Raw genomic sequence first — 22,547 nt, forward strand, 5'->3', positions numbered from 1 at the left:
CCTCCGGTAGGGTTGATCGCATCATCCCTCGGGATCAGGGTTCGCTCTGTCAGGCAGGCGACAGTCCAGGAGTGTTTATGCAAATACGTTCACGGTTGATGAGCGGCCAGTGGTTCAGTCATCTGCCGGCGTCCTTTCAGGATAGTCTGTTGGCTACGGCCCGGGAGCGGCGGTTGACGGCAGGGCAGCGGCTGTTCCAGCGCGGTGATCCACCTTGCGGTTTATACGCGGTGCTCGATGGCGCCGTGCGTATAGGCGCGGTGAGCGAGCAGGGCAAAGAGGCGTTGTTGAGTCTGGTCGAGGCGCCGCACTGGTTCGGCGAAATCTGCCTGTTCGATGGCCAGCCGCGCACTCATGACGCCTATGCAGTCGGGCCGTGCACCTTGCTCAATATCCCTCAGGCGACGTTGCTCAAACTGCTCGACGAACACCCGGTGTACTGGCGGCACCTGGCGCTGCTGATGAGCCATAAACTGCGCCTGACCTTTATCAATCTCGAACAACTGAGCCTGCTGCCAGCCCCGGCACGCTTGGCCCATCGCTTGCTGATGATTGCCGAAGGCTACGGCGAGCTCGATGCGCCACGCCGCGTTCTGCAACTGCCGCAGGAGCAGTTGGCATCGATGCTGTCGCTGTCGCGGCAGACCACCAACCAGATCCTCAAGGATTTGCAGGGGCAGGGGATTATCGGACTTGGGTATGGAGAGATCGAAATCCTTGATGCCATGCGATTGCGCGCTCTCGCCACGATCTGACAATTCGCCCAAGCCCCTGTGGGAGCGAGCTTGCTCGCGAATGCGATTTAACATTCAACATGATTGCTGACTGACACACCGCCTTCGCGAGCAAGCTCGCTCCCACAGGGGGCAGTATTGATTCAGGAACCGCGATAGGTCGAGAAACCGTACGGGCTGAGCAGCAGCGGGATGTGGTAATGCTGATCGGTCTGCTTCACTTCGAAGATCACCGGAATCTCCGGGAAGAACGTGTCGTGCTTGACCTTCTTGAAGTACTCGCCGGTCTTGAACACCACGCGGTATTCACCCGCTTCAAAAGGCTGTTTGGCCGGGAACAATTCGGCAATTCGCCCCTGTTCATTGGTCGTGCCTTGAGCCAGTGGCTGCCAGTTCTGGCCGACGTGTTTCTCCAGCGTCACGTTGATACCTGGCGAAGGCAGGCCGTTTTCCAGATTGAGCACGTGCACGCTCAGGGGATTGCCGGCAGCCAGAGCCAGACTGGAAAAAGCGCTCAGGCCGAGCGCGGCGAAGGTCATGCGCAAAGTGCTCATGGATGAATCTCCTTATTGGGAACGGGTAGTGGCCAGACCGGTTTTCTCGGCAGCCTTGATCGCACAGTTTTCGTCTTGCTCGCCGCCGCCGGAACCGGCTACACCCATCGCGCCGACCAACTCATCAGCAGCGAACAAAGGGATGCCGCCGCCGAGCAACAGCAACTCGTCTAGGGTGTTGAGGTTGGCGGTTTCCGGGTTGCTGCGAGCGCGTTCGGCGAACAACCGGGTCGCGGTCTTGGTCGACAGCGCGGTGTAAGCCTTGCGCTGGCTGGCAACAGTGTTGTGCGTGCCTACGCCATCGCCGCGCAGGGTCACTAGAAGATTGCCGCCCCGATCGAGCACCGACACCGTGCCGGTGCAGTTGGCCATTGCCGTGTCGGCGAGCAGCCGTGCAGTTTTCAGGTCGAGATCAGCGTGACGCGGCAGCTCAGGACTGGCGACAGCGGCACAACTGAGGCCGATCATCAGGCTTGCAACGAAGTATTTGAAAGTCATGAACAGGCTCCAAAAGCGAAGGTGGTCACCTTAATCGCCGGTCTTCGTCAGAACCTCGTCAGTCTGATTACAAGTTTGTAATGGGCAACGCCACCGAAGGCGCCTAGCCTGTACGCCTGATCAATCGAGGTGTGCCATGCGTTTGCTGGTCGTAGAAGATGAAGCCAAAACCGCGAATTTCCTCGCCAAAGGCCTGGGCGAGTCGGGTTTTGCCGTAGACGTGGCGCTCAATGGCCTCGATGGGCGCTATTTTATCGAGCAGCAGGAGTACGACCTGATCATCCTCGACGTGATGCTGCCGGGCCTCAACGGTTGGCAATTGTTGCAACTGATCCGCCAGCGCGGCGCCACGCCGGTGCTGTTCCTGACCGCCAAGGACGCCATTGAAGATCGCGTGCGCGGCCTCGAGCTGGGCGCCGATGATTACCTGCTCAAGCCCTTCGCCTTCGCCGAACTGCTCGCGCGGGTGCGCACGTTGTTGCGGCGCGGGCCGATGCGCGAAGCCGAGTCGTACACCATCGCCGATCTGGAAATCGACGTCCTGCGCCGCCGCGTCAGCCGTGGTGGCCAGCGCATTGCCCTGACCAACAAGGAATTCGCCCTGCTGCAATTGCTCGCCAGTCGCCAGGGCGAAGTGCTGTCGCGCACGCTGATTGCCTCGCAGGTGTGGAACCTGAATTTTGATAGCGACACCAACATGGTCGAAGTGGCGGTGCGGCGTTTGCGCGCGAAAGTCGATGACCCGTACATGCCGAAACTGATCCACACCGTGCGCGGCGTCGGCTATCAACTGGAAGCTCCGGACGATGCGCTCTAGGTCGATCGCCTGGCGCCTGGCGCTGGCGTTCGCATTGGTTTGCGCCTTGGTGTTGAGTGCTATCGGTGTGTTTCTCTACCGTTCGCTGGCCTCGGAAATCGCCTACCGCGACGACCTCGCGTTGCTCGGTCGACTGGAGCAAGTGCGCGCGTTGCTCGCTGACAGCGACAGCCTCGATGCCTTGCAGGCGCGGCCACGGCTGTATCAGAACATGCTCGGTAACCTCGACAGCCTGTTGCTGGTGCGCCGCGCCGATGGCTCCAGTGTGATCGCTATCAACCCACGGCAACGCGAGTTGCCCGCGCTGAACGCGATCCCCCGCGAGCAAACGCCGCAGCGCCGTGATGTGTTGACGTGGCAAGCGCCGGACGGTGCCGAACTCGCGCTGTTGTCCGGCGAAGCGCAGGGGCCGAACGGCGAACCGCTGACCGTGATCGCCGGCAAAGTGCTTAGCGAGCGCGAACAGATGCTCGGCAGCTATCGCTTGCGCCTGTACTTATCGGTTGGACTGGGTGCTTTGCTGGCCTTTGCCTTGGGCTTGCTGTTGCTGCGCCGGGGTCTGCAACCGTTGCGGCAGTTGAGCGAAGCGGTACGCGGTATCGATCTGCGTAGCCTCGACCAACGCTTGCCCGCCACCGGCACGCCCGCAGAACTGCTTGAGCCGGTGCAGGCGCTCAACGGCATGCTGGCGCGGCTGGACGACAGCGTGCAGCGCCTCTCGCAGTTTTCCGCCGATCTCGCCCACGAGATACGTACGCCGCTGCACACCTTGTTGGCGAGCAACGGGCAGGCGCTGAATCATCCGCGCAGCACCGAGGAGTATCAGGAAGTTCTCGCCTCGAACATGGAAGAGTTCGAACGGCTCAAGCGCATGGCGGAAAACCTGATGTTCCTTGCCCGCGCCGAGCAGGCCGAGCGCGCGCTCAATCTGCAAACCCTGGATTTGCACAGCGTTGGCAGTGAACTGTGTGATTACTTTGAAGCCTTGGCCGATGACCGCGACCTGCGGCTGGACAATCAACTGCATGGCGAATTGCTCGCCGATCAGCAGTTGCTGCAACGGGCGCTGGGCAACTTGCTGGCGAATGCCGTGCGCCACGCTGACTCCGGAACCGTGATCAGCCTGCGCCGCCGTGACGAGTCGGGCTGGTGCTGGTTACAAGTGCACAACCATGGCCCGGCCATTGCGGCGGAGCATCTGGGCAAACTGTTCGACCGCTTCTACCGCGTCGATCCTTCGCGCGCGGAGCCGGGGGATTCGGGTGGGCTGGGGTTGGCGATCGTGCAGTCGATCATGCAGTTGCATGGTGGGCAGGTGCGGGTGAACAGTGATGTTGGCGGCACCATTTTTGAGCTGGGCTTTGCGTTGAATTAAAGGGCGCTATCGCGAGCAGGCTCACTCCTACAATTGGAATGCGTTCCCCCTGTAGGAGTGAGCCTGCTCGCGATGGCGCCAGATCAGACAAACTGATTCTGGATCAGCGCAACCCATCACGAAACTGCCCCGGCGTCAGCCCCGTCCAGCGTTTGAACGCGCGGCTGAAACTGCTGGTGTCGGCGAACCCGAGCAAATAACTCACCTCACTCAACGAGCACTGCGGATCGCGCAGGTGCAGCAGCGCCAGATTCTCGCGGCTCTCGTTGAGCAACGTATCAAAGCGACAACCTTCATCCGCCAGATGCCTTTGCAGACTGCGCAAACTCAGGTGCAACGCCTGAGCAATGCGTTCTGCACTTGGCTCACCTTCCGGCAATTGTTCTTCAATCGCATCGCGCACCTTGCGCTCCCAAGTCAGCGGTTGAAGCTGGGCCATCGTGCGTTTGAGCACCGCTTCATTGTGTTCAGCGAGTTCCGGATTGGCGTCGTCGAGGTGGCTGTCGAAGTCGGCGAGGGCGAATTCCAGACGATCCTCGACACAACCGAAATGCACCGGAGCGCGGAAGACTTTGTGCCACTGGTGCGCATCGCTCGGCTCCGGGCGGCGCAGATAAACCGCCAGCGGTGCGTAATCACGGCCGAGACGATTGCGGCAGGTGCGCACGTAGATCGCGGTGAACGCGTCGATGGCTTCGAAGGCTGGTGCGGGATTGCCTGACGGAATTTTCAGACGAAATTGATAGCGGTCGTCGCCACGACTCAGCTCCAGTTCCAGCGCATCGCTGACCACCGGGTGATAGCGCACGATGCGCTCGAACACCTCGCGCAAACTGCCGCTGGCGACCAGCGCATAACCGAGGGCATGGAACGTGGTCGGGCTGACGAAGCGCGACACGCGCAGACCAATCGCCGGGTCGCCACTGACCTGCACGGCAATTTCCCACAGACGCGTGGTGCCGGACAGTGGATAGCGCGCGTTGGGATCATCCATCAAGCTCGGATCGAGCCCGGCCTGTTGACACAGGGCAATGCTGTCCAGTCCCAGCGCATCGAGTTGCTTGCGCAAGGCACGGGTCCAGCTGGCGAGGGAGGTAGGTTCCTTCATGCTGATTGGCGCTTCCGGTCAACAGGTTGGCGTTCTCGGCTACCGCAATTGAAGCGTTGGCGAGGCACGATGCGAACATCATAAACCCGAGGATGGAAGCATGGACGGTACTTCTGCAAGTCCCCAGCGACACAATGCGGCCCAGCGATCAGCGCATATTCGTGAAGTGGTGCTGGCCAAAGGCGTCGAATTGCGCGAGCGCTACCCGATTCTCCAGCATCAGGATGCGCTGGGCGCGGGGATTCTGGCCTTTGCCCTGATCGGGATGATCGGCTCGGCGACGCTGTACATCACCGGCCATATGGCGTGGTGGGTTTGTCTGGTGCTCAACGCGTTTTTTGCTTCGTTGACCCATGAGCTTGAGCACGACCTGATCCACAGCATGTATTTCCGCAAGCAGCGCGTGCCGCACAACCTGATGATGGGCCTGGTGTGGCTGGCGCGGCCGAGCACGATCAACCCGTGGATCCGTCGGCATCTGCACCTCAATCACCATAAGGTCTCCGGCACTGAAACCGATATGGAAGAGCGCGCGATCACCAACGGCGAGCCGTGGGGTTTTGCACGTTTGCTGATGGTTGGCGACAACGTCATGTCGGCGTTCATCCGCATGCTGCGAGCCAAGACCTGGGCGCACAAGTTCAGCATCATCAAGCGCACGCTGAAGGTCTACGCGCCGTTGGCGCTGGTGCATTGGGGTGCGTGGTATGTGTTTCTCGGCTTTCATGCGGCCAATGGCATTGCTTACCTGCTGGGCGCGCCGATCGACTGGTCAGCAACCACGTTGTCGGTGATGCAGGTGATCGATATCGCCGCCGTGGTGATCATCGGCCCGAACGTGTTGCGAACCTTTTGCCTGCACTTCATCAGCTCGAACATGCATTACTACGGCGATGTCGAGCTGGGCAATGTGCTGCAGCAATGCCAGGTGCTGAACCCTTGGTGGTTGTGGCCGTTGCAGGCGTTTTGCTTCAACTTTGGCAGCAGCCACGGGATTCATCATTTTGTCGTGAAGGAGCCGTTTTATATTCGCCAAATGACGGTGCCGGTGGCGCATAAGGTGATGCGTGAGATGGGGGTTCGGTTTAATGATTTTGGGACGTTTGGGCGGGCGAACCGGTTTGTTCGTCGGGATGAAGTTGCGGTGTCTGGTGAGGCGGTGGAGGCCTGACAAGCGGCCCTCACCCTAACCCTCTCCCGGAGGGAGAGGGGACCGACCCGGGGATATTGAGGAGTTACACCGAAGTGAAAGAGCTTTGTCGAATCCATAATCGACCCGATTTTTCAGGTCGATGTTTGACGAAAGACACCTCGGTCGGCCCCCTCTCCCTCCGGGAGAGGGCTGGGGTGAGGGTGTTTTTGATCTTGCCCTCAGTCCGGCTGAAACGGCGACTCACTGAGAATCACCCCAGTCTCCTCGACATACTGCTGCCAATGCCCGATCAACGCGCTGAGCTTCTCCGGCCGGCTCACCGCCAGATCATGAATCTCCCCCGGATCACTGCTCAAATCATACAGCTGCCAGGTCGCCGGCCCGACCGGCCCGGGGATCCACACCGCTTTCCACGACCCCTGGCGAATCGCCCGACGCCCGAACAATTCCCACCCCGTCACCGTGTGCTCGTCATGCACCTGCGCAGTCTCACCCGACAAGAACCCCAGCCACGATTTGCCACGTAACGGTGCGACCGGTTTTCCGTGCCACAACTTGCCCGGATGCCGCACACCCGCCAGATCGAGAATCGTCGGTGTGACGTCCATCACCGTGCCGAAACCATGGCTGATCTGCCCTTTGATCGCCAATTGCGGATAGTGCAACAGCGCCGGCACCCGGATCCCGCCCTCGGTGGTAAACGCCTTGAACAACCGTGATGGTGCGGTCGCCACCTGTGCCCAGTTCGGCCCGTACCAGACGTAGGAGTTGGCCCGGCCAATGTTGTCGAGGCTGTTGTCGTAATGCTGGCTGAGGTACGTCACCAGTTCCGGGCCGAATTTCGGAAATGCTTCAAGCAGCGCGCCTTCGGCACCGTTGTCGGACATGAACAGGATGAACGTGTTGTCGAGCTGCCCCTGCTGGCGCAGATAATCGACAACCCGACCGATGTTCCAGTCCATGCGCTCGACCATCGCCGCGTAAACCTCCATGGCCCGCGCGGAAATCTGCTTTTGCTCCTCGCTCAACGCGTCCCACTGCTGGGTCAACTGAATCAGTGGATGCGGCTCGACGTCTGGTTCGATCAGGCCGAGGGCTTTGAGTTTTTCCAGGCGTTCCAGACGCAGCACTTCGGGGCCAGCGTCATAGCGGCCACGGTATTTCTCGACGATCTCGGCCGGCGCCTGCAACGGCCAGTGCGGTGCGGAGAATGGCAGGTAAGCGAAGAACGGCCGGGTCTGGTCACGTTCCTTGAGGTACTGCAGTAACTTGTCGCCGAAGGCATCGGAGGAATAGAAATCCTTCGGTAACTCATCGAGAAACGTATCGTCTTCAATGTACAGCGCCGGCGTGGATTTCAGCAGGCCTGGCGTTTGCTCATCGTAGGTCGGTTCGAAACCGTAATGGTTCGCCGCGCCGGGCAGCAGCGAAAACGAGCGCTCGAAACCTCGTGCATGGGGCGCCAGTTCAGCCTTCAAACCCAGGTGCCATTTGCCACTCATCAAGGTTTGATAACCGGCCTCGCGTAACAGCTCGGGCAGTGCGACGACGCGGTCATTGAGATAACCCTCGTAACCCGGTTTACCGATCAGTTCCGGCGTCAGCGTTTCGGCCATGGTGCCGATCCCGGCGATGTGGTGGTCGGTGCCTGTCAGCAGCATCGAGCGGGTCGGCGAGCAGGTCGGTGCGGTATGAAAATCGGTCAGGCGCAGGCCATTGTTGGCCAGGGCATCAAGGTGCGGCGTGGCGATTTCGCCGCCGAAGGCACCGATGTCGGAAAAGCCGAGATCGTCGGCCAGAATCACCAGAAAATTGGGACGTTGCGGCATCGCAAAACTCCTGTTCAGCAGGCAATGAACGTCAGCGGCAGATCGCGGATCTGCACCGGCACGCTCGGTTGGTAATGGTCGTCACTGGTCAGCTCGTGCAGCAGCTCTTCACGCAACTGATGGAAGTCGAAACTGCTGCGCTGGCGCGGATGGGGCAGGGCGATGTCGACCACCTGCTTGATGCGGCCCGGGCGCGGCTCCATCACCACCACGCGGTCGGCGAGGAAGATCGCTTCTTCGACGTCATGGGTGACGAGGATGGTGGTGATTTTTGCGCGCTCGCGGATCGCCAGCAGCTCGTCCTGCATCTGCTGGCGGGTGAGTGCATCAAGGGCACCGAAGGGTTCATCAAGCAACAGAATGCGTGGGCTGGCGACCAGACCGCGAGCGATCGCCACACGCTGGGCCATGCCGCCGGACAGCTGATGCGGGTAGGCACGGGTGAAATCGCGCAGGCCGACCAGGTCAATGAAATCGTTGATTCGCTTTTGTTTCTGCGCAGCAGTCAGCGGTTCGTTGACCAAGCCCAGACCGATGTTGTCGGCAACGGTCAGCCACGGGAACAAACGGTGTTCCTGAAAGACAATGCCACGCTCGCCACCGATGCCGCTGACGGCTTTGCCATCCACGGTAATCTGCCCGCGAAACTGCGTATCAAGGCCCACCAATAACCGCAGCAATGTCGATTTGCCGCAGCCGCTAGAGCCGACAATGGCGACGAACTCGCCCTCGGCGATGTCCAGGTTGAATTCGCGAATCGCCTCCAGTTCGAAACCGTCGACGTCGAAGGATTTGCCTACGTGATTGAAGCTGACAATCGGTGCGTTCATGCGTGTCTCCAGCGGGTCGCGCGAATTTCCAGGCGTTGGCCAATGAGGTTGAGCAGGGCGCCGGTGATTCCGACGAAAAGCATGCCGGCCATGATCAGGTCCATGCGCAGCAGTTGTTGCGCGCCGATCATCTGGCTGCCGATGCCGCCGTTCGACGGCATGAAGTATTCGGCGCCGATGGTGCCGAGCCAGGCGTAGATCAGGCTCAGTCTGAGCCCGGCGAAAATCCCCGGCGCGGCGCCCGGCAGTACCAGTCGACGCAGACGCTGGCCGAGGCTCAGGCGCAGCACTTGTGCGGCTTCGTTGAGTTGCGGTGAGAGATTGGCGACGCTGCGTTGCGTGGCGATAAACAGCGGGAAGAAAGCGGCAAGGGCGACGAACACCCACTTGGCCAATTCGCCGAGACCGAACCATGCGGTGAGCAGCGGCACCCAGGCGAAAATGGCGATCTGGCGGATGGCCGCGAGGGTCGGGCCGAGCAGGCGTTCGCTGATGTTCGACAGGCCCAGCAGCAGGCCCAAGGCAAATCCGAGTCCGCCGCCGAGCAACAGGCCACCGAGTGTGCGACCAAGACTGAGGGCCATGCCGCTGATCAACGTGCCGTCGAGCACGCCAGCCCATGCCGTGCTCAAAACGGCCAACGGGCTGACCAGAACATTGGCGTCGACCCACTGTTGGTCACTCGCCAATTGCCACAATGCCAACAAGCCCAGCGGTAGCAGCCACGGTTGCAGCCGCTGCCAGCCGTCATAACGCGGGCCGCGACGAATTTCGGCGGTGGCCGGATGCGGCCAGTGCACCAGTTTCTTGTCCAGCAGACCGATGCCGCGATCCATCGCCACGCCGATCAAACCGATGACGACGATGCAGACGAAAACGATGTCGAGCATGAACAGTTGCCGCGCCCAGACCATCAGGTAACCGATGCCTTCGCTCGAGGCGAGTAGTTCGACGGCCAGCAACGACGTCCATCCGGCGGCCAGCGCCAGACGCACGCCAGCCATGAACGCGGGGAGGGCGGCGGGCAATACCAAGCGCCGAATCAGCAGGCGCGGCGGCAGGCGCAGAACAGCGGCGGCTTCACGCAGTTTCGGCTGGGCATCTCTTACGCCGACCAAGGTGTGCAGGGTCACCGGCACCACGATGGCCTTGATCAGCACCACCAGTTTCAGCACTTCGCCGATGCCGAAAAACACCATGAACAATGGAATCCACGCCAGCGTCGGTATTTGCGACAGGCCGGCGAAGGTCGGGAAGATCAAACGTTCAAGACGCCGGCTGAAGCCCAGTGCTGCGCCGAGCAATGCACCGGCCGAAACCCCGGCAAGCAGGCCCCAGAACAAACGCTGCAGGCTGATCCATAAATGGCTCCATAACTCGCCTTGAGACAGCTCGACAGCGCTGTTCCACACCAGCGACGGCGCCGGCAAGATCTGCTCGCTCATCCATTCATTGCGTGCGGCCAGCCACCATAGGGCGAACAGGCTGAGGGGCAGCAGCCACGACAACAGGCGCTGGTTCAGGCTGGGCCAGGTACGGCGGCTTTTCAGCGGCGGCGCGGAGAGTGGAAGACTGAGCAAGGATTGGCGGGCCATGGGTGACCTCCGTTGTCGGGTTGGCTCAAGATCTTTAGCGGTATTAGCTAAAAACAAAAAGTTATAAAAACATCGATATAGATTCTTTTAAGGGATAAGCGAGGCCATTTAAGGCTTCCAACCCAAACGCATCCAATGCATTCGAAGAATATTTTCGATGCTGTTAATGCATACGTCGCTACGAGCCCCGGCGCTGCTCGCTTAGCGTTAAAAGCTATAAAAATGTGCATTTATAGTATTTAAGCGTAGGTAGTCATTCGGCCTACTTTCGGCTCCTCAACGCCCGTCGTGATCAAGGAGCAGCACTCATGAACCTCCCCTTCAAACGTGTTTTCAGCCTGTTTGCCGTTCCTGCTCTGGTGGGCTTGCTGGCGTTTACCGCGCATGCCGACGAACTCAAGGAAATCAGAATCGCCGTGCCCGACCTGAGCGCGGGGACTCAACACAGCGGCGGCGGTGTGGTCGACGTGCTGCGCGATCAGCAGATCTTCGAAAAGGCCTTTGCCGATCAGGGCATCAAGATTCAGTGGAGTTTCTTCAAGGGTGCGGGACCGGTGATCAATGAAGCGTTCGCCAACGGTCAGGTTGATCTGGCGTATCTCGGCGATCTGGCGGCAATCATCGGCAAGTCCAATGGCCTGGATACTCGCTTGCTCAGCGCCAGTGCGCGTGGGGTGAAGCAGTATCTGGGGGTGGTACCGGGTTCGGGGATCAAGACGTTGCAGGATCTCAAGGGCAAGCGCGTGGCGATCTTCCGTGGCACCGCGACGCAGTTGTCGTTTGATGCGGCGCTGGCAAGTCAGGGCCTGAGCGAGAAGGATCTGAAAGTGATCAATCTGGATTTCAATGCAGCGGTCGCTGCGTTGGCAGCCAAGCAGATCGATGCGTCATGGGGCAGCTCCGGGTTGAGCGCATTGCAGGCCAAGGGGCTGGCCGAGTTGCCGCTGAACACCAAAGATCTCGGTGGCGCAGGCAGCGTGCAGTCGGTATTGGTCGGCACGGGCAAGTTTGTCGACGCGCACCCGGAGGCGGTGGCCAAGCTGCTCAAGGCGCAACAACAGGCCGTGGAGTGGTTGACGCAGGACGGCAACAAGGCCGCATACGTGCAACTGGTCTCGGGTTTGGCCAGCTATCCGCCGGTGATCCTGACCCAGGATCTGCAGGATCAGAAGTTGAGCGAAGTGTTCCCGTCGACGCTGGATCCGGTGTTCCTTGGCAGCTTGCAGGACAAAGTTGATCTGGCGGCGCAGCAGAAGCTGATTCGCAAGCCGTTCAAGGTGAATGATTGGGTGGCGCCTGAGTTGGCAGCGGCCAAGCTCTGAATCTTTAGCGCCTGCTCTGGCCTCTTCGCGAGCAGGGTTCTTCGGTGAACACAGATTCTGCATTCACCACCGAACCACTGTGGGAGCGAGCCTGCTCGCGAAAGGGCCCTAAACGGCGACGCTGATCTCCTGTCGATCCACCGCCACCAACGTCTCGATCATCGCCCGTGCCGCCGGCGACAGGCGAAACCCGGTACGACTGACAATCCCGCAACGCGCATTCATGCTCTCCAGGTTCTGCGGCAAATTACGCCAGTGCAGCAACACCAGCGAACCCTTGGCAATGTCCTCGACAAACGCCTCTTCGGTGCCCACGCCGATCGCATTCGATTGCAATACCACTTTGACCAGCGCCGGAAAGTGCTCGGTCTCGATGGTTGGGGAGAAATCGATGCGCCCACTGAGGTTCGCCAGCAATTTGCGAATGCCCGGCGGGATCAGCGTGGTCGCCAGCGGATAGTCGAACATGTCGTTGGTCGACAGGCTTTCCTTGGCCAGTAACGGATGCCCCGGCCGGCAGAAAAACACCCCGCGTTTGGGCGTCAGTGCCTGGGTCTGGAAGTTTGGATCGGACTCGAAATGGCGGATGTCGGCGATAAAGAATTCGATCTCTTCACGGCTCAACGCGCGGCTGAGTTTTTCCCAGTTATCCACCTGAAAACAGGTGCGCACTTTCGGGTGCGCGTTGATGAATTGCGCCACGGCGTCCGGCACCAGTTTCACTGCTGGCGCCGGGCCGCAACCGAAGTGCACTTCGCCGGCATCGAGCTTGGTCATCTGCGTCACTTCGGCACTGAGCAGCGCGGCACCCTGCACCAGGCTCAGGGCGTGTTGCAGCACCACTTGGCCTTCGGGCGTGGGGCGCAGATCCTTGTTGCCGCGATCCACCAGCACGCAGCCGAACTCCTGCTCGAGCCCTTGAATACTGCGGCTGAACGCCGGTTGAGTGATGCCCATCGCGTCCGCCGCGCGGACAAAACTGCGGTGTTCGTTGAGGGCGATGAAGTAACGCAACTGGCGAAGATCCATATGCTTTTCCGGCATCCTAAAAATAGCTCGAAGGCATTTGCGACGAGGGTTGCTAGAGGTTTTAAATGCAAGCTCTTATTCCGTCAACGAAGCATGTGAATATCTATTAGATGTAAATGGAATATAGATAGAGCGTTGTTTCGCTGCCGTCCAACCGTAAGCAGTCGATGAGGGTCTACCCATGAGCAATGCCGCACTCGCAGTAAAACCCGCTGTCCACGCGCTGGAGATTCATCCGGTCGCCGGTCGTATCGGCGCCGAGATCCGTGGCGTGCATTTGTCCGGTGAGCTGGACGCCTCCACCGTCGAAGCCATTCAACAGGCGCTGGTTCAGTACAAAGTCGTGTTCTTCCGCGAACAGACTCAACTCGACGATCAGCGTCAGGAAGCTTTTGCCCATCTGCTCGGCGAGCCCGTGGCGCACCCGACCGTGCCGTCGCGTGAAGGCACCCGCTACCTGCTCGAACTGGACGGCGCTGAAGGCCAGCGCGCCAACTCCTGGCACACCGACGTGACCTTCGTCGACGCCTACCCGAAAGCCTCGATCCTGCGCTCGGTCGTCGCGCCGGCATTCGGCGGCGACACCCTGTGGGCCAACACCGCGACGGCGTACAACGGCTTGCCGACCGAGCTGCGTGAACTGGCCGACAAACTGGTCGCCGTGCACAGCAACGAATACGACTACGCCAGTGCCAAGCCGGACGTCTCGGCGGAGAAGCTTGAGCGTTATCGCAAGGTCTTCACGTCGACCGTTTACGAGACTGAGCATCCGGTGGTGCGCGTGCACCCGATCAGCGGCGAGAAGAGCTTGCTGCTGGGGCATTTCGTCAAACGCATCAAGGGTTACTCGCAAGCGGATTCAGCGCATCTGTTCGGGCTGTTGCAGAGTCATGTGATCCGTCAGGAAAATACCGTGCGCTGGCGCTGGAAGGCCGGTGATGTGGCGATCTGGGATAACCGTTCGACGCAGCATTATGCGATTGATGATTACGGTACGCAGGATCGGGTGGTGCGTCGGGTGACGTTGAAGGGTGAAGTGCCGGTTGGGGCTTCAGGGCAGCGCAGTCAGACAATTAAGGGGCGTGATTGAAGATCAAAAGCCCCTCATCGGAACGCCGCCCGCCCAGCCCTCTCCCCGAGGGAGAGGGAGCTGACCGAGTTGTCTTTCGGGATGCATCGACCTGAACCACCTTATTGATTATGGATTCGGTGAAGCTGGATCAGGTCGGTGTATCTCTGCAATATCCCCCATTCAGTCCCCTCTCCCTCCGGGAGAGGGTTAGGGTGAGGGGCTCTTCCCGCTACCAAACACCAATCTGAACAACCTTCTCGGCTTGCGGCTCACCATAACGAAACCGCTGCCCACGCCCATCTATCTCCTGATGACTGATGGTCGTACGCCGCTTCAACCCCCGCACCCACTCAAACAAATACCCCGCATGCTCCTCGCGCACCGCCGCGAATTCCGGGGCATCACCCAAATCCCGCAACTCCTGCGGATCATTCAGCAGGTCAAACAACTGCGGTCGAAAGCCGTCGTAAGCCAGGTACTTCCAGCGCTCGCTACGCACCATGGTCATCCGGCAGCGATCGATCGGCTGGCCCAGACGCTCACGCGCCGGCGCCTGGAAGGCGTAGTCGTATTCGCTGATTGCATAGTGGCGCCAATCCGGATTTTCGCCGTGCAGAAGCGGGATCAACGAACGCCCTTCAAGCCGATGCTCTGCCCCCGGCAATCCCAGTGCTTCAAGAAAGGTCGGCAACGCATCGATGGTTTCCGCGAGTCGATCATCCACCGTTCCGCGCGTGACATCCGCCGCCGCTCGAGGATCACGCACGATCAACGGCACGCCCACCGCCTGCTCCAGCAAAAACTCCTTCTCACCGAGCCAGTGATCGCCCAAAAAGTCGCCGTGATCGCTGGTGAACACGATCAGCGTGTCATCCCAGCGGCCATTGCTCTGCAGAAAATCGAACAGCCGCCCGAGTTGATCATCCACCTGCTTGATCAGACCCATGTACGTAGGGATTACAGTCAATCGTACTGAGTCACGGGAGAAGTTGAGGCTTTCCTCATGCTGGCGAAAGGCAGTGTATACGGGGTGTTTGCTGGCTTCGGAGGGTGTCGCGCGGATCGCTTCGAGAATCGATTTCGTACTGTACAAGGCGTGGTACGGCGCTGGTACGATGTAGGGCCAGTGCGGTTTGATATAGGAAAGGTGTAAACACCACGATTTCTCGCCTTGCTCGGTGATGAAGTCGATGGCTCGATTTGTAGTGTAGACAGTCTCTGAGTGTTGCTCGGGAATTCGTGCTGGCAAATTCGCATGACGCATTTGCCAGCCGCTGAGGATTTCACCGTGCTCGCCTTCGGCGGCGTTGGCCCAGTCGTGCCAGGGGTTTTTGCCGTCGAACCCCTGCTCGCGCAGATAATGGGTGTAGGGCGCGGATTCGCGTTTGTCGTCGAACAGCGGGTCGTCGGGGTAGATGCCGTCGTGGCGCATGTAGGGTTCGAAGCCGACTTCGTTGAGGATTTCGGCCTGTTCGCTTTCGGGATTGATCGCCAGGCGTTGCAAGGCATCGACATTCGCCGTGGCGTGGGTCTTGCCGACCAGCGCAGTACGAATGCCGTGGGGGCGCAGGTAATCGCCGATGGTCAGTTCTTCCAGCGGCAACGGCACGGCGTTCCACGCCACTTGATGGCTGCTGACATAGCGTCCGGTGTAGGCCGACATCCGCGACGGGCCACAAATCGTGCCTTGGGTGTAGGCGTGGCTGAAACGCACGCCGGCTGCAGCCAGGCGATCGATATTCGGCGTGTGCAGATGCGGATGGCCGTAGCAGGACAGGTAATCGCGGCGCAGTTGATCGCACATGATGTACAGCACGTTGCGCACGGGGTTTGGCGAGTTGGACATGGTTTCACCGGTCAGAGAGACAGGTGGGGTTTTTCGCTTTCAGTGGGGGTGTTCGGCAAGTGCATTTGGGGAATGGGTTTTATGCAGGAAATGCATCGGTGCCTGTGCCGGCCTCTTCGCGAGCAGGCTCGCTCCCACAGGGTTGGTGGCGATCACACATTCTGTATTCACCACAATCCATTGTGGGAGCGAGCTTGCTCGCGAAGAGGCCCGATCAAACGGCGAGATTCTGTAGTGAGCAAACCTCTTCATCCTGCTGATCAATCGCCTTGATCTGCTCAATCATCGCCTCCGCCAACGGCGACAACCGATACCCTGCGCGGCTGACAATCCCGTAGCGGGTGTACAGCTCCTCAAGATCATCCGCCAGTCCTTCGATGCGCAAGCACACCAACTCGCCCTTGGCCTGATGCAGCGCGTCGGAATACGCCCCGACAATCCCGATCGCATCCGAACGCAGCACCACGCTGAGCAGGCTCGAGCTGTTTTCACACTCCACATTGGGTGTGAAATCCGGCCGCCCACTGAGGTCGACTATGACTTTGCGCAGGTTCGGCGGACGAATACTTACCGCCAAGGGATAGCTCATCAATTGCTCGGCGGTGACCCGCTCAAACCCGGCCAAAGGGTGGCCGGCACGGCAGCAGAAATGCCATTTGCGCGGTCGCAACCGGTAGGTCAGGTAATCCGGATCTGCCTCGAAGTGCCGAGTGTCCGCGACGAAAAATTCAAACTCTTCGCTGAGTAACCGCTTGCTCAGACTCTGCCAGTCATCGACCTGAAACTGCACCCGCGCTTTCGGATAGCGGCCGATGAAGCTGCCAATCGCCCGAGGGATCAAACCCGCCGCCGGCGCCGGCCCACAACCGAAGCGTAATTCCCCCGCTTCCAGCCCATTGAACTGACTGATCTCGTTGGCCATCTGCTGCGCGCCACTGACCAGTCGCCGCGCGTGCTCAAGCAGGACCTGGCCCTGTTTGGTCGGCGGTAATTCCTTGCGCCCGCGATCGACCAACTGGCAGCCGACGCTGTGCTCGAGCGCCTGAATGCTGCGGCTGAACGCCGACTGCGACAGGTTCACCGCCTGCGCGCCGGCGACGAAGCTGCGTTGTTCAGCTAGGGCGATGAAGTGACGAAGTTGGCGCAAGTCGATATGCATTTTTCACATAAAAAATATCCGGGAAATGCATTGGATATGCATTAGGTCGACTCCTTATAAAGGCAATCTCTTATGCAGTAAATATTTGTAAATCCATAAATAAATAACTTAAAAGAATATACAGCGCTGATGATGTCTGTGTATTTTTTGACCAGGAGCCGCGCCATGAGTCCGTTGAACCTTGCGTCACCCCTAACGCCACGACGGCTCAAACGCCTGCCTCTGGCCCTGTTGCTGGCAGGGAGCGCGAGCTGGACTCACGGTTACGCCGCCGACTCCGAAACCCCGGCGCCGGTGCCGGCCGGCAAGCCTGCCGCTAACAGTTCACAGCTGGAAACCGTGACCGTCACCACCCGCCGCCGCGAAGAAAGTTCGCAGGACGTACCGACGCCAATGAGCGTGGTCAGCGGGCAGAATCTGGAGACGCAACGGGTTTACCGGATTCAGGATTTGCAGCAACTGGTGCCCAGCGTCAACGTCGCCTACATGCACGCGCGGCAGTCCAGCGTATCGATCCGCGGTCTCGGTAATAACCCGGCCAGCGATGGCCTGGAAGGCAGCGTTGGCCTGTACATCGACAACGTCTATCTGGGCCGCCCGGGGATGGCGGTGTTTGACCTGATGGATATCGAACAGCTCGAAGTCTTGCGTGGGCCGCAGGGGACGTTGTTCGGCAAAAACACCACTGCCGGGGTGATCAACATCAGCACCCGCGCGCCAACCTTCACCCCTGAGCGCAGCATCGAAACCTCGGTGGGTGAGGACGGTTACTTCCAGACCAAGGGCACCATTTCCGGCCCGCTCAACGATCAACTGGCCGGGCGTTTTTCGGCTTATCGAACCCGTAGCGACGGTGACATCAAAAACGAATACGACGGCCATGATCTCAACGGCGGCTCGCGCGAGGGCTTCCGCGCGCAGCTGCTGTTCAAGCCCAATGAAGATTTCAACCTGCGCTGGATTGGCGACTACAACGAAGAGGATTCCAGCGCCGGCACCCGCGTGTTGTACAACACCGGGCCGACCATCAATGGCGTCAATCTTTACCAGTCGCGCGCCAATGCCGCCGGCGCAACGCTGGTCAACGGCTCGCACCGCAAGGTCAATCTGGACAACGATCAGCATGTCACCGTGCATCAGGGCGGCACCTCGGTGGAGGCTAACTGGACGCTTCCGAGCGACTTCACGCTGACCTCGATCAGCTCCTATCGCTTCTGGAATTTCACCCCGCGCAACGACGACGGCCTCAACGTGCCGGCGAGCTACAACGCCGGGGTGTCGGTGGAAGACAAACAGTACTCGCAGGAATTTCGCCTGGCCTCGCCCAAGGGCGAGTTCTTCGATTACGTCGTAGGCGCGTACTACTTCGGCTCGGATCTGGACAATAAATCCTTCGCTTATTACGGCCCGCAAGCGGATATCTGGAATGGTACGGCGCCCGGTGCGCTGGCCAACGTCACCAGTGTCGGCAACGGTCATATCAAGACCGACAGTTTTGCATTGTTCGCCCAAGGCACCTGGCACCTCACCGAGCGACTGGACTTCACCGCCGGGGTGCGTGGCACGTATGAAGAGAAATCAGCCTGGGTCACTCGCGATGCGCCGCTCGGTGGCGCCGCCGTTACGGGCGCTGCGGCCACGGCGCGGCGCGGTCGTGCCGGCGCTTACGATTCCGGCGATCTGAATCAGTACAGCTCGAGTCCTTCCGGGCTGCTCAACCTCAGCTATCGCATCACTGATGATGTGCTCGGTTACGCCACGTTATCCCACGGCGAGAAGTCCGGCGGGGTCAACCTCGCCGTCGGTTCCGCACCGGTAGCGGGTGCCGATTCGCTGCTGATCGGCACCGAGCGCGCGAACAACGCCGAACTCGGCTTCAAGAGCACGCTGTGGGATCACCGTCTGCAACTCAACGCCAACGTCTTCTGGACTCAGGTCAACGCTTACCAGACCAACGCCTACGACGCGGAAAACCGTGTGCAGTACCTGACCAACGCCGGTTCCGTACGTTCACGCGGGGTCGAGTTCGAAAGCACGGTGATCCCGCTGCGCGGCCTGACCCTGAACATCAACGGCTCCTACAACGACGTCAGTTACCTCTCGTACAAAGATGCCCCGTGCCCGCCGGAAGTCAGTCAGGCGCCGGGGGCTCCAGCGTCCTGCGACCTCAGCGGCCATCAAGTGGTCGGCGCCTCGAAATGGATCGGCAACGCCAACGGTGAATACAAATGGAATCTGGATAACGGTTTCGAACCTTACGTCACTGCCAGCTACGCGTTTCGCTCGAAAGCCGTCGGTACCGTCGAGGATTCCGACTTCGGACAGATCCCAAGTTACGCCGTGGTCAACTTCTCCACCGGCCTGCGCGGCGATTTCAATCAGGGCCAGTGGGACGTGTCGCTGTGGCTGAAAAACGCTTTCGACAAAACCTACTACACGACCCTGTGGACGGGCGGCAACGGCGGCTATGAAGGCTTGCTCGGCACACCTCGCACCCTCGGCGTCACCGGTCGCTACGACTTCTGATTCGTCACTCAAGGAACTGCATCATGTTGCGTATCAAAACCGCTTTGCCGGTGTTGCTGTCCGGCGCAGTGCTCAGTGCCGGCGCCTTCGCCGCACCGAGTGTTTACCCGACCGGCGTGACCCGTTATGACCCGAACCAGGCTTTCAATCAGTACGTGATTTTCAGCGGCGCCGACAAGCAGACGCACCTGATCGACATGAACGGCAACGAGGTGAAAACCTGGCCACAGGCAGGTTTCCCGTCAGCGATCATCGACCCGAAACTGGTCGGCGGCGAGCGCGGCCATGTGCTGTTGCAACTGAGTGAAAAGGATCCCGGTAAACTCGGTTCGGCCGGCAACGGGTTGGGCAATCAGAGCGTCGGCGAGCTGGACTGGAACGGCAAAGTCGTCTGGCAGTGGGGCGACAAGGCGCCCGGTGGCGCAGCGCAACAACACCATGATCAGCGCCGTTTGAGCAACGGCAACACCGTGGTGCTGGCGAACAAGGTGCACAAGGTCAAAGGCTTTAAAGTGCCCGAGGCGATTGACGATGCGATCTATGAAGTCAGCCCCGACGGCGCGGTGAAATGGCAGTGGCTGGCCTCGGAGCATCTGAATGAATTCGGCTTCACCGCCGAGCAGTTGAAGCTGGTGCGCGCCAGTGAAAATCCGGACTACCTGCACATCAACAACCTCAGTCTGGTGGGGCCGAACAAGTGGTTCGATGCCGGTGACAAGCGCTTCAATCCGGACAACCTGCTGATCGATTCACGCAACGCCAACTTCATCGCGATCATCGACAAGAACAGCGGCAAAGTGGTCTGGCGTCTCGGCCCGAACCTGCCGCTGATCAACCCGAAAACTGCGCAAAAATTGCCGCGCCCGGTGGATCAGTTCGTCGGTCAGCATGATGCGCACATCATTCCGGCCGGGTTGCCTGGAGCCGGTAACTTGCTGGTGTTCGATAACCAGGGATCGGCGGGTTATCCGAACGTTACCCTCGGGCTGATTTCCGGCTCGCGGGTATTGGAAATCGACCCGGTGAAAAGCGAGATCGTCTGGCAGTACAGCGCGGCCAATTCGAAGCAACCGGGGTGGGCGTTCTACAGCTCGTTCATCAGCAGCGCGCGGCGCTTGCCCAACGGCAACACGCTGATCGACGAAGGCATGAATGGACGGTTTTTCCAGGTGACGGCCAGTGGTGAAAATGTCTGGGAATACGTCAGCCCGTATCTCGGCAAGGCGCCGGGCAGCGACGCGATCAGCAATTGGGTCTATCGGGCGTTGCCTGTGAGTTATGACTGGGTGCCAACGGGTACGCCACGCTCCGAGACGGCGGTTAATGCCCCGGTTGTCGGCGCGCAACAAACCAATGCCAGTCGTTAGTTGAATTGGAATTATTGCTCGAACGAACGGCGATAAGTTATGAGCGGGTTGAAGGGTGCTTATTGCAAATTCGTTAGTAAGTCGCGTGGACAATAATTGAATGTGCAACCATCCTGACTGTCGTGAGTTTCCAGGAGGAAACTTGCTCTCATCGGAAGATACTTATCCCAACGATAAAGGAAATCGAATCATGTCGAGCATTAATGGCACTTATGTGAACGCTAACGCTGGCGCCAAACTGACGATTACCGATGGCAACGATTCCAACGGTACATTCAGTGGCACGTTCAGCCAGGGCGGCGTTAACTATGACGTCAGCTACGGGCATTACCATTTCCAGAACAGCACCGGACAACCTACCACCATCACATTTGTCGGTCTGAATGGTAATAGCGGATTTCAAGCGTGGTCATTGTTTTCTCCTGATCACAATTACGCAAAAGTTCGTGCGGCCGGTTCCCGTACTAATTTTGACGGTGAAGTAGTGACCCTGGCAGGGGAATTCGTCAAACAATAATCCGCGCGCAATTGATAAAGGCCGACGCACGAAAGTGCGTCGGCCTTTTTTATTGTTCCTGCAAAATAATAATCAACTATCTACTTGGTATTAGTTGTCCCGCAAAACCGGGTCAGGCGAATTTGATGCGTTGCGTGAATACTTTCAATGCCTGAAAAGCATGCGAATTTTCCCGTATCGCTACAGCCCACGTGGCACGTGGCTTTGGCGGAATTGATCAATTCATATATTCCATAAAAGCCTATGCATAACGTTAAAGATTACTTTCGGAGATAAGCGCCAAGCCCAATGATTCATCCATCGATTCGCCGTGGGGGATTCAACAAACGGTTGATCGGCAGTTTTTGTAGAGAACGCAAAAAGACCGCAGGGAGTGAATCAATGGGCAATGTCCAGACCGCCGCCAGCGCAGAGGAATTGCTGTGGCGTCAGACGCCGGGTGGCGAGTTGGTCGATCTCGGCCGGCCGCATCGTGTGCCGTTGGGACAGCTGCGTTTGCAGCGTGCGCCCAAAGGAATTTTGAGTCGGCGCGAAACCCTTCTGCTCGGCGTGCTCGCATTGGTGGTGCATGGCGCGGTGATCTACTGGATCAGCCAGAAGCCGACGCCGGTGCTGCCGATCGTGCCGCCGGAAATTCCGCCGATGACTATCGAATTCTCGCGCCCGGCACCACCAGCACCACCGGTTGTCGAGCCGCCACCACCTGCGCCTGTGGTTGAGCCACCGCCGCCGGTAGAAGACGAACTGGCGGTAAAACCACCGCCGCCAAAACCCGTTCCGAAACCCAAACCGGTGGTTAAACAGGCCCCCAAACCAGCGCCGAAAGCCGTCGAGCAACCACCCGCGCCGCCACAACCGGCAGCTCCGGTTGCAGCGCCAGCGCCACCTGCTCCCCCCGCGCCGGCACCGGTAACCCCGGCCTCAGCGAACGCCGCGTACCTGAAAAACCCGGCACCGGAATACCCGTCGCTGGCTCAGCGTCGCGGTTGGGAAGGCACGGTGTTGCTGCGCGTGCATGTGTTGGCCAGCGGCAAACCGGGTGAGATCCAGATAGCCAAAAGCAGCGGCCGGCAACAGCTCGACGACGCGGCGCTGAACGCCGTCAAACGTTGGAGTTTCGTCCCGGCCAAGCAGGGTGATGTCGCCCAGGACGGCTGGGTCAGCGTGCCCATCGATTTCAAGATTCATTAAACCGAAACCAAATTCGCGCGAAACG

At 59.6% G+C, this 22,547-nt stretch carries 19 protein-coding genes; 10 read left to right on the plus strand and 9 right to left on the minus strand.

Going from position 1 to position 22,547, the window contains the following annotated elements; all coding sequences use genetic code 11:
- The first annotated feature begins 77 nt into the window (after window positions 1-77).
- Window positions 78-755 carry a Crp/Fnr family transcriptional regulator gene (locus BMY54_RS26460; RefSeq protein WP_093440412.1) on the plus strand — a complete coding sequence of 226 codons (678 nt, stop codon included), beginning with the start codon at window positions 78-80 and terminating at the stop codon, window positions 753-755.
- A gap of 122 nt (window positions 756-877) precedes the next feature.
- Here the strand turns inward: BMY54_RS26460 and uraH are convergent, their stop codons facing one another.
- Together uraH and BMY54_RS26470 are read right to left on the minus strand one after the other, a co-directional pair.
- On the minus strand, window positions 878-1,288 hold the full coding sequence (gene uraH, locus BMY54_RS26465; protein WP_093440416.1) for a hydroxyisourate hydrolase: 411 nt from the start codon (window positions 1,286-1,288) through the stop codon (window positions 878-880).
- Window positions 1,289-1,300: 12 nt separating this feature from the next.
- Window positions 1,301-1,786: a GlcG/HbpS family heme-binding protein gene (locus tag BMY54_RS26470; RefSeq protein ID WP_093440420.1), complete on the minus strand. Its 486-nt coding sequence runs from the start codon at window positions 1,784-1,786 to the stop codon at window positions 1,301-1,303.
- A 136-nt stretch (window positions 1,787-1,922) separates the two neighbouring features.
- Between BMY54_RS26470 and BMY54_RS26475 the strand changes: the two genes are divergently transcribed.
- Both BMY54_RS26475 and BMY54_RS26480 read left to right on the plus strand, forming a co-directional pair.
- The gene (locus tag BMY54_RS26475; protein ID WP_016987597.1) at window positions 1,923-2,603 is read left to right on the plus strand and encodes a heavy metal response regulator transcription factor; all 681 of its coding nucleotides are present in this window, start codon (window positions 1,923-1,925) and stop codon (window positions 2,601-2,603) included.
- Window positions 2,593-3,978, plus strand: coding sequence for a heavy metal sensor histidine kinase (locus BMY54_RS26480; protein WP_093440423.1), 1,386 nt, complete (start codon window positions 2,593-2,595; stop codon window positions 3,976-3,978). The genes BMY54_RS26475 and BMY54_RS26480 overlap by 11 nt, the downstream gene beginning before the upstream one ends.
- A 103-nt stretch (window positions 3,979-4,081) precedes the next feature.
- Here BMY54_RS26480 and BMY54_RS26485 read toward each other — a convergent pair whose 3' ends face one another.
- On the minus strand, window positions 4,082-5,086 hold the full coding sequence (locus BMY54_RS26485) for an AraC family transcriptional regulator (RefSeq protein ID WP_093440427.1): 1,005 nt from the start codon (window positions 5,084-5,086) through the stop codon (window positions 4,082-4,084).
- Between the two features lie 100 nt (window positions 5,087-5,186).
- Between BMY54_RS26485 and BMY54_RS26490 the strand changes: the two genes are divergently transcribed.
- Window positions 5,187-6,257 carry a fatty acid desaturase gene (locus BMY54_RS26490; protein ID WP_093440431.1) on the plus strand — a complete coding sequence of 357 codons (1,071 nt, stop codon included), beginning with the start codon at window positions 5,187-5,189 and terminating at the stop codon, window positions 6,255-6,257.
- A gap of 200 nt (window positions 6,258-6,457) precedes the next feature.
- On the opposite strand, the gene BMY54_RS26495 is transcribed toward BMY54_RS26490, so the two are convergent.
- The 3 genes from BMY54_RS26495 to BMY54_RS26505 are packed head-to-tail and all read right to left on the minus strand — an operon-like array spanning window position 6,458 to window position 10,493.
- Window positions 6,458-8,068: an arylsulfatase gene (locus BMY54_RS26495; RefSeq protein WP_093440436.1), complete on the minus strand. Its 1,611-nt coding sequence runs from the start codon at window positions 8,066-8,068 to the stop codon at window positions 6,458-6,460.
- Between the two features lie 14 nt (window positions 8,069-8,082).
- Window positions 8,083-8,898, minus strand: a complete 816-nt coding sequence (locus tag BMY54_RS26500) for an ABC transporter ATP-binding protein (RefSeq protein WP_093440440.1) — start codon at window positions 8,896-8,898, stop codon at window positions 8,083-8,085.
- Window positions 8,895-10,493, minus strand: coding sequence for an ABC transporter permease (locus BMY54_RS26505; protein ID WP_093440446.1), 1,599 nt, complete (start codon window positions 10,491-10,493; stop codon window positions 8,895-8,897). Before BMY54_RS26505 ends, BMY54_RS26500 begins: the two co-directional genes overlap by 4 nt.
- A gap of 308 nt (window positions 10,494-10,801) precedes the next feature.
- On the opposite strand from BMY54_RS26505, the gene BMY54_RS26510 reads away from it, so the two are divergent.
- Window positions 10,802-11,815, plus strand: coding sequence for an ABC transporter substrate-binding protein (locus BMY54_RS26510; protein WP_093440450.1), 1,014 nt, complete (start codon window positions 10,802-10,804; stop codon window positions 11,813-11,815).
- 108 nt (window positions 11,816-11,923) lie between these two features.
- On the opposite strand, the gene BMY54_RS26515 is transcribed toward BMY54_RS26510, so the two are convergent.
- A complete protein-coding gene (locus BMY54_RS26515) occupies window positions 11,924-12,844 on the minus strand; it encodes a LysR family transcriptional regulator (RefSeq protein WP_093440454.1) in 921 nt (306 codons plus the stop codon).
- Between the two features lie 181 nt (window positions 12,845-13,025).
- Here BMY54_RS26515 and BMY54_RS26520 point away from each other — a divergent pair, with 181 nt between their 5' ends.
- On the plus strand, window positions 13,026-13,934 hold the full coding sequence (locus BMY54_RS26520) for a TauD/TfdA dioxygenase family protein (protein WP_093440459.1): 909 nt from the start codon (window positions 13,026-13,028) through the stop codon (window positions 13,932-13,934).
- A 211-nt stretch (window positions 13,935-14,145) separates the two neighbouring features.
- Here the strand turns inward: BMY54_RS26520 and BMY54_RS26525 are convergent, their stop codons facing one another.
- Both BMY54_RS26525 and BMY54_RS26530 read right to left on the minus strand, forming a co-directional pair.
- Window positions 14,146-15,762 (minus strand): alkaline phosphatase family protein, encoded by a 1,617-nt coding sequence (locus BMY54_RS26525; RefSeq protein ID WP_093440462.1) that lies wholly within the window; start codon window positions 15,760-15,762, stop codon window positions 14,146-14,148.
- 214 nt (window positions 15,763-15,976) lie between these two features.
- Window positions 15,977-16,921 carry a LysR family transcriptional regulator gene (locus tag BMY54_RS26530; protein WP_093440466.1) on the minus strand — a complete coding sequence of 315 codons (945 nt, stop codon included), beginning with the start codon at window positions 16,919-16,921 and terminating at the stop codon, window positions 15,977-15,979.
- A 165-nt stretch (window positions 16,922-17,086) separates the two neighbouring features.
- Here BMY54_RS26530 and BMY54_RS26535 point away from each other — a divergent pair, with 165 nt between their 5' ends.
- The 4 genes from BMY54_RS26535 (at window position 17,087) to BMY54_RS26550 (ending at window position 22,522) form a co-directional block, all read left to right on the plus strand.
- Window positions 17,087-19,447 (plus strand): TonB-dependent receptor, encoded by a 2,361-nt coding sequence (locus BMY54_RS26535; RefSeq protein ID WP_093440470.1) that lies wholly within the window; start codon window positions 17,087-17,089, stop codon window positions 19,445-19,447.
- A gap of 23 nt (window positions 19,448-19,470) precedes the next feature.
- Window positions 19,471-20,814, plus strand: coding sequence for an aryl-sulfate sulfotransferase (locus BMY54_RS26540; protein WP_093440475.1), 1,344 nt, complete (start codon window positions 19,471-19,473; stop codon window positions 20,812-20,814).
- Between the two features lie 190 nt (window positions 20,815-21,004).
- Window positions 21,005-21,331, plus strand: a complete 327-nt coding sequence (locus BMY54_RS26545; RefSeq protein WP_038359731.1) for a hypothetical protein — start codon at window positions 21,005-21,007, stop codon at window positions 21,329-21,331.
- A gap of 381 nt (window positions 21,332-21,712) precedes the next feature.
- The gene (locus BMY54_RS26550) at window positions 21,713-22,522 is read left to right on the plus strand and encodes an energy transducer TonB (RefSeq protein WP_093440478.1); all 810 of its coding nucleotides are present in this window, start codon (window positions 21,713-21,715) and stop codon (window positions 22,520-22,522) included.
- The last annotated feature ends 25 nt before the right edge of the window (window positions 22,523-22,547 follow it).

The organism is Pseudomonas sp. ok266, from assembly GCF_900110195.1.
Classification (GTDB): domain Bacteria; phylum Pseudomonadota; class Gammaproteobacteria; order Pseudomonadales; family Pseudomonadaceae; genus Aquipseudomonas; species Aquipseudomonas neuropathica.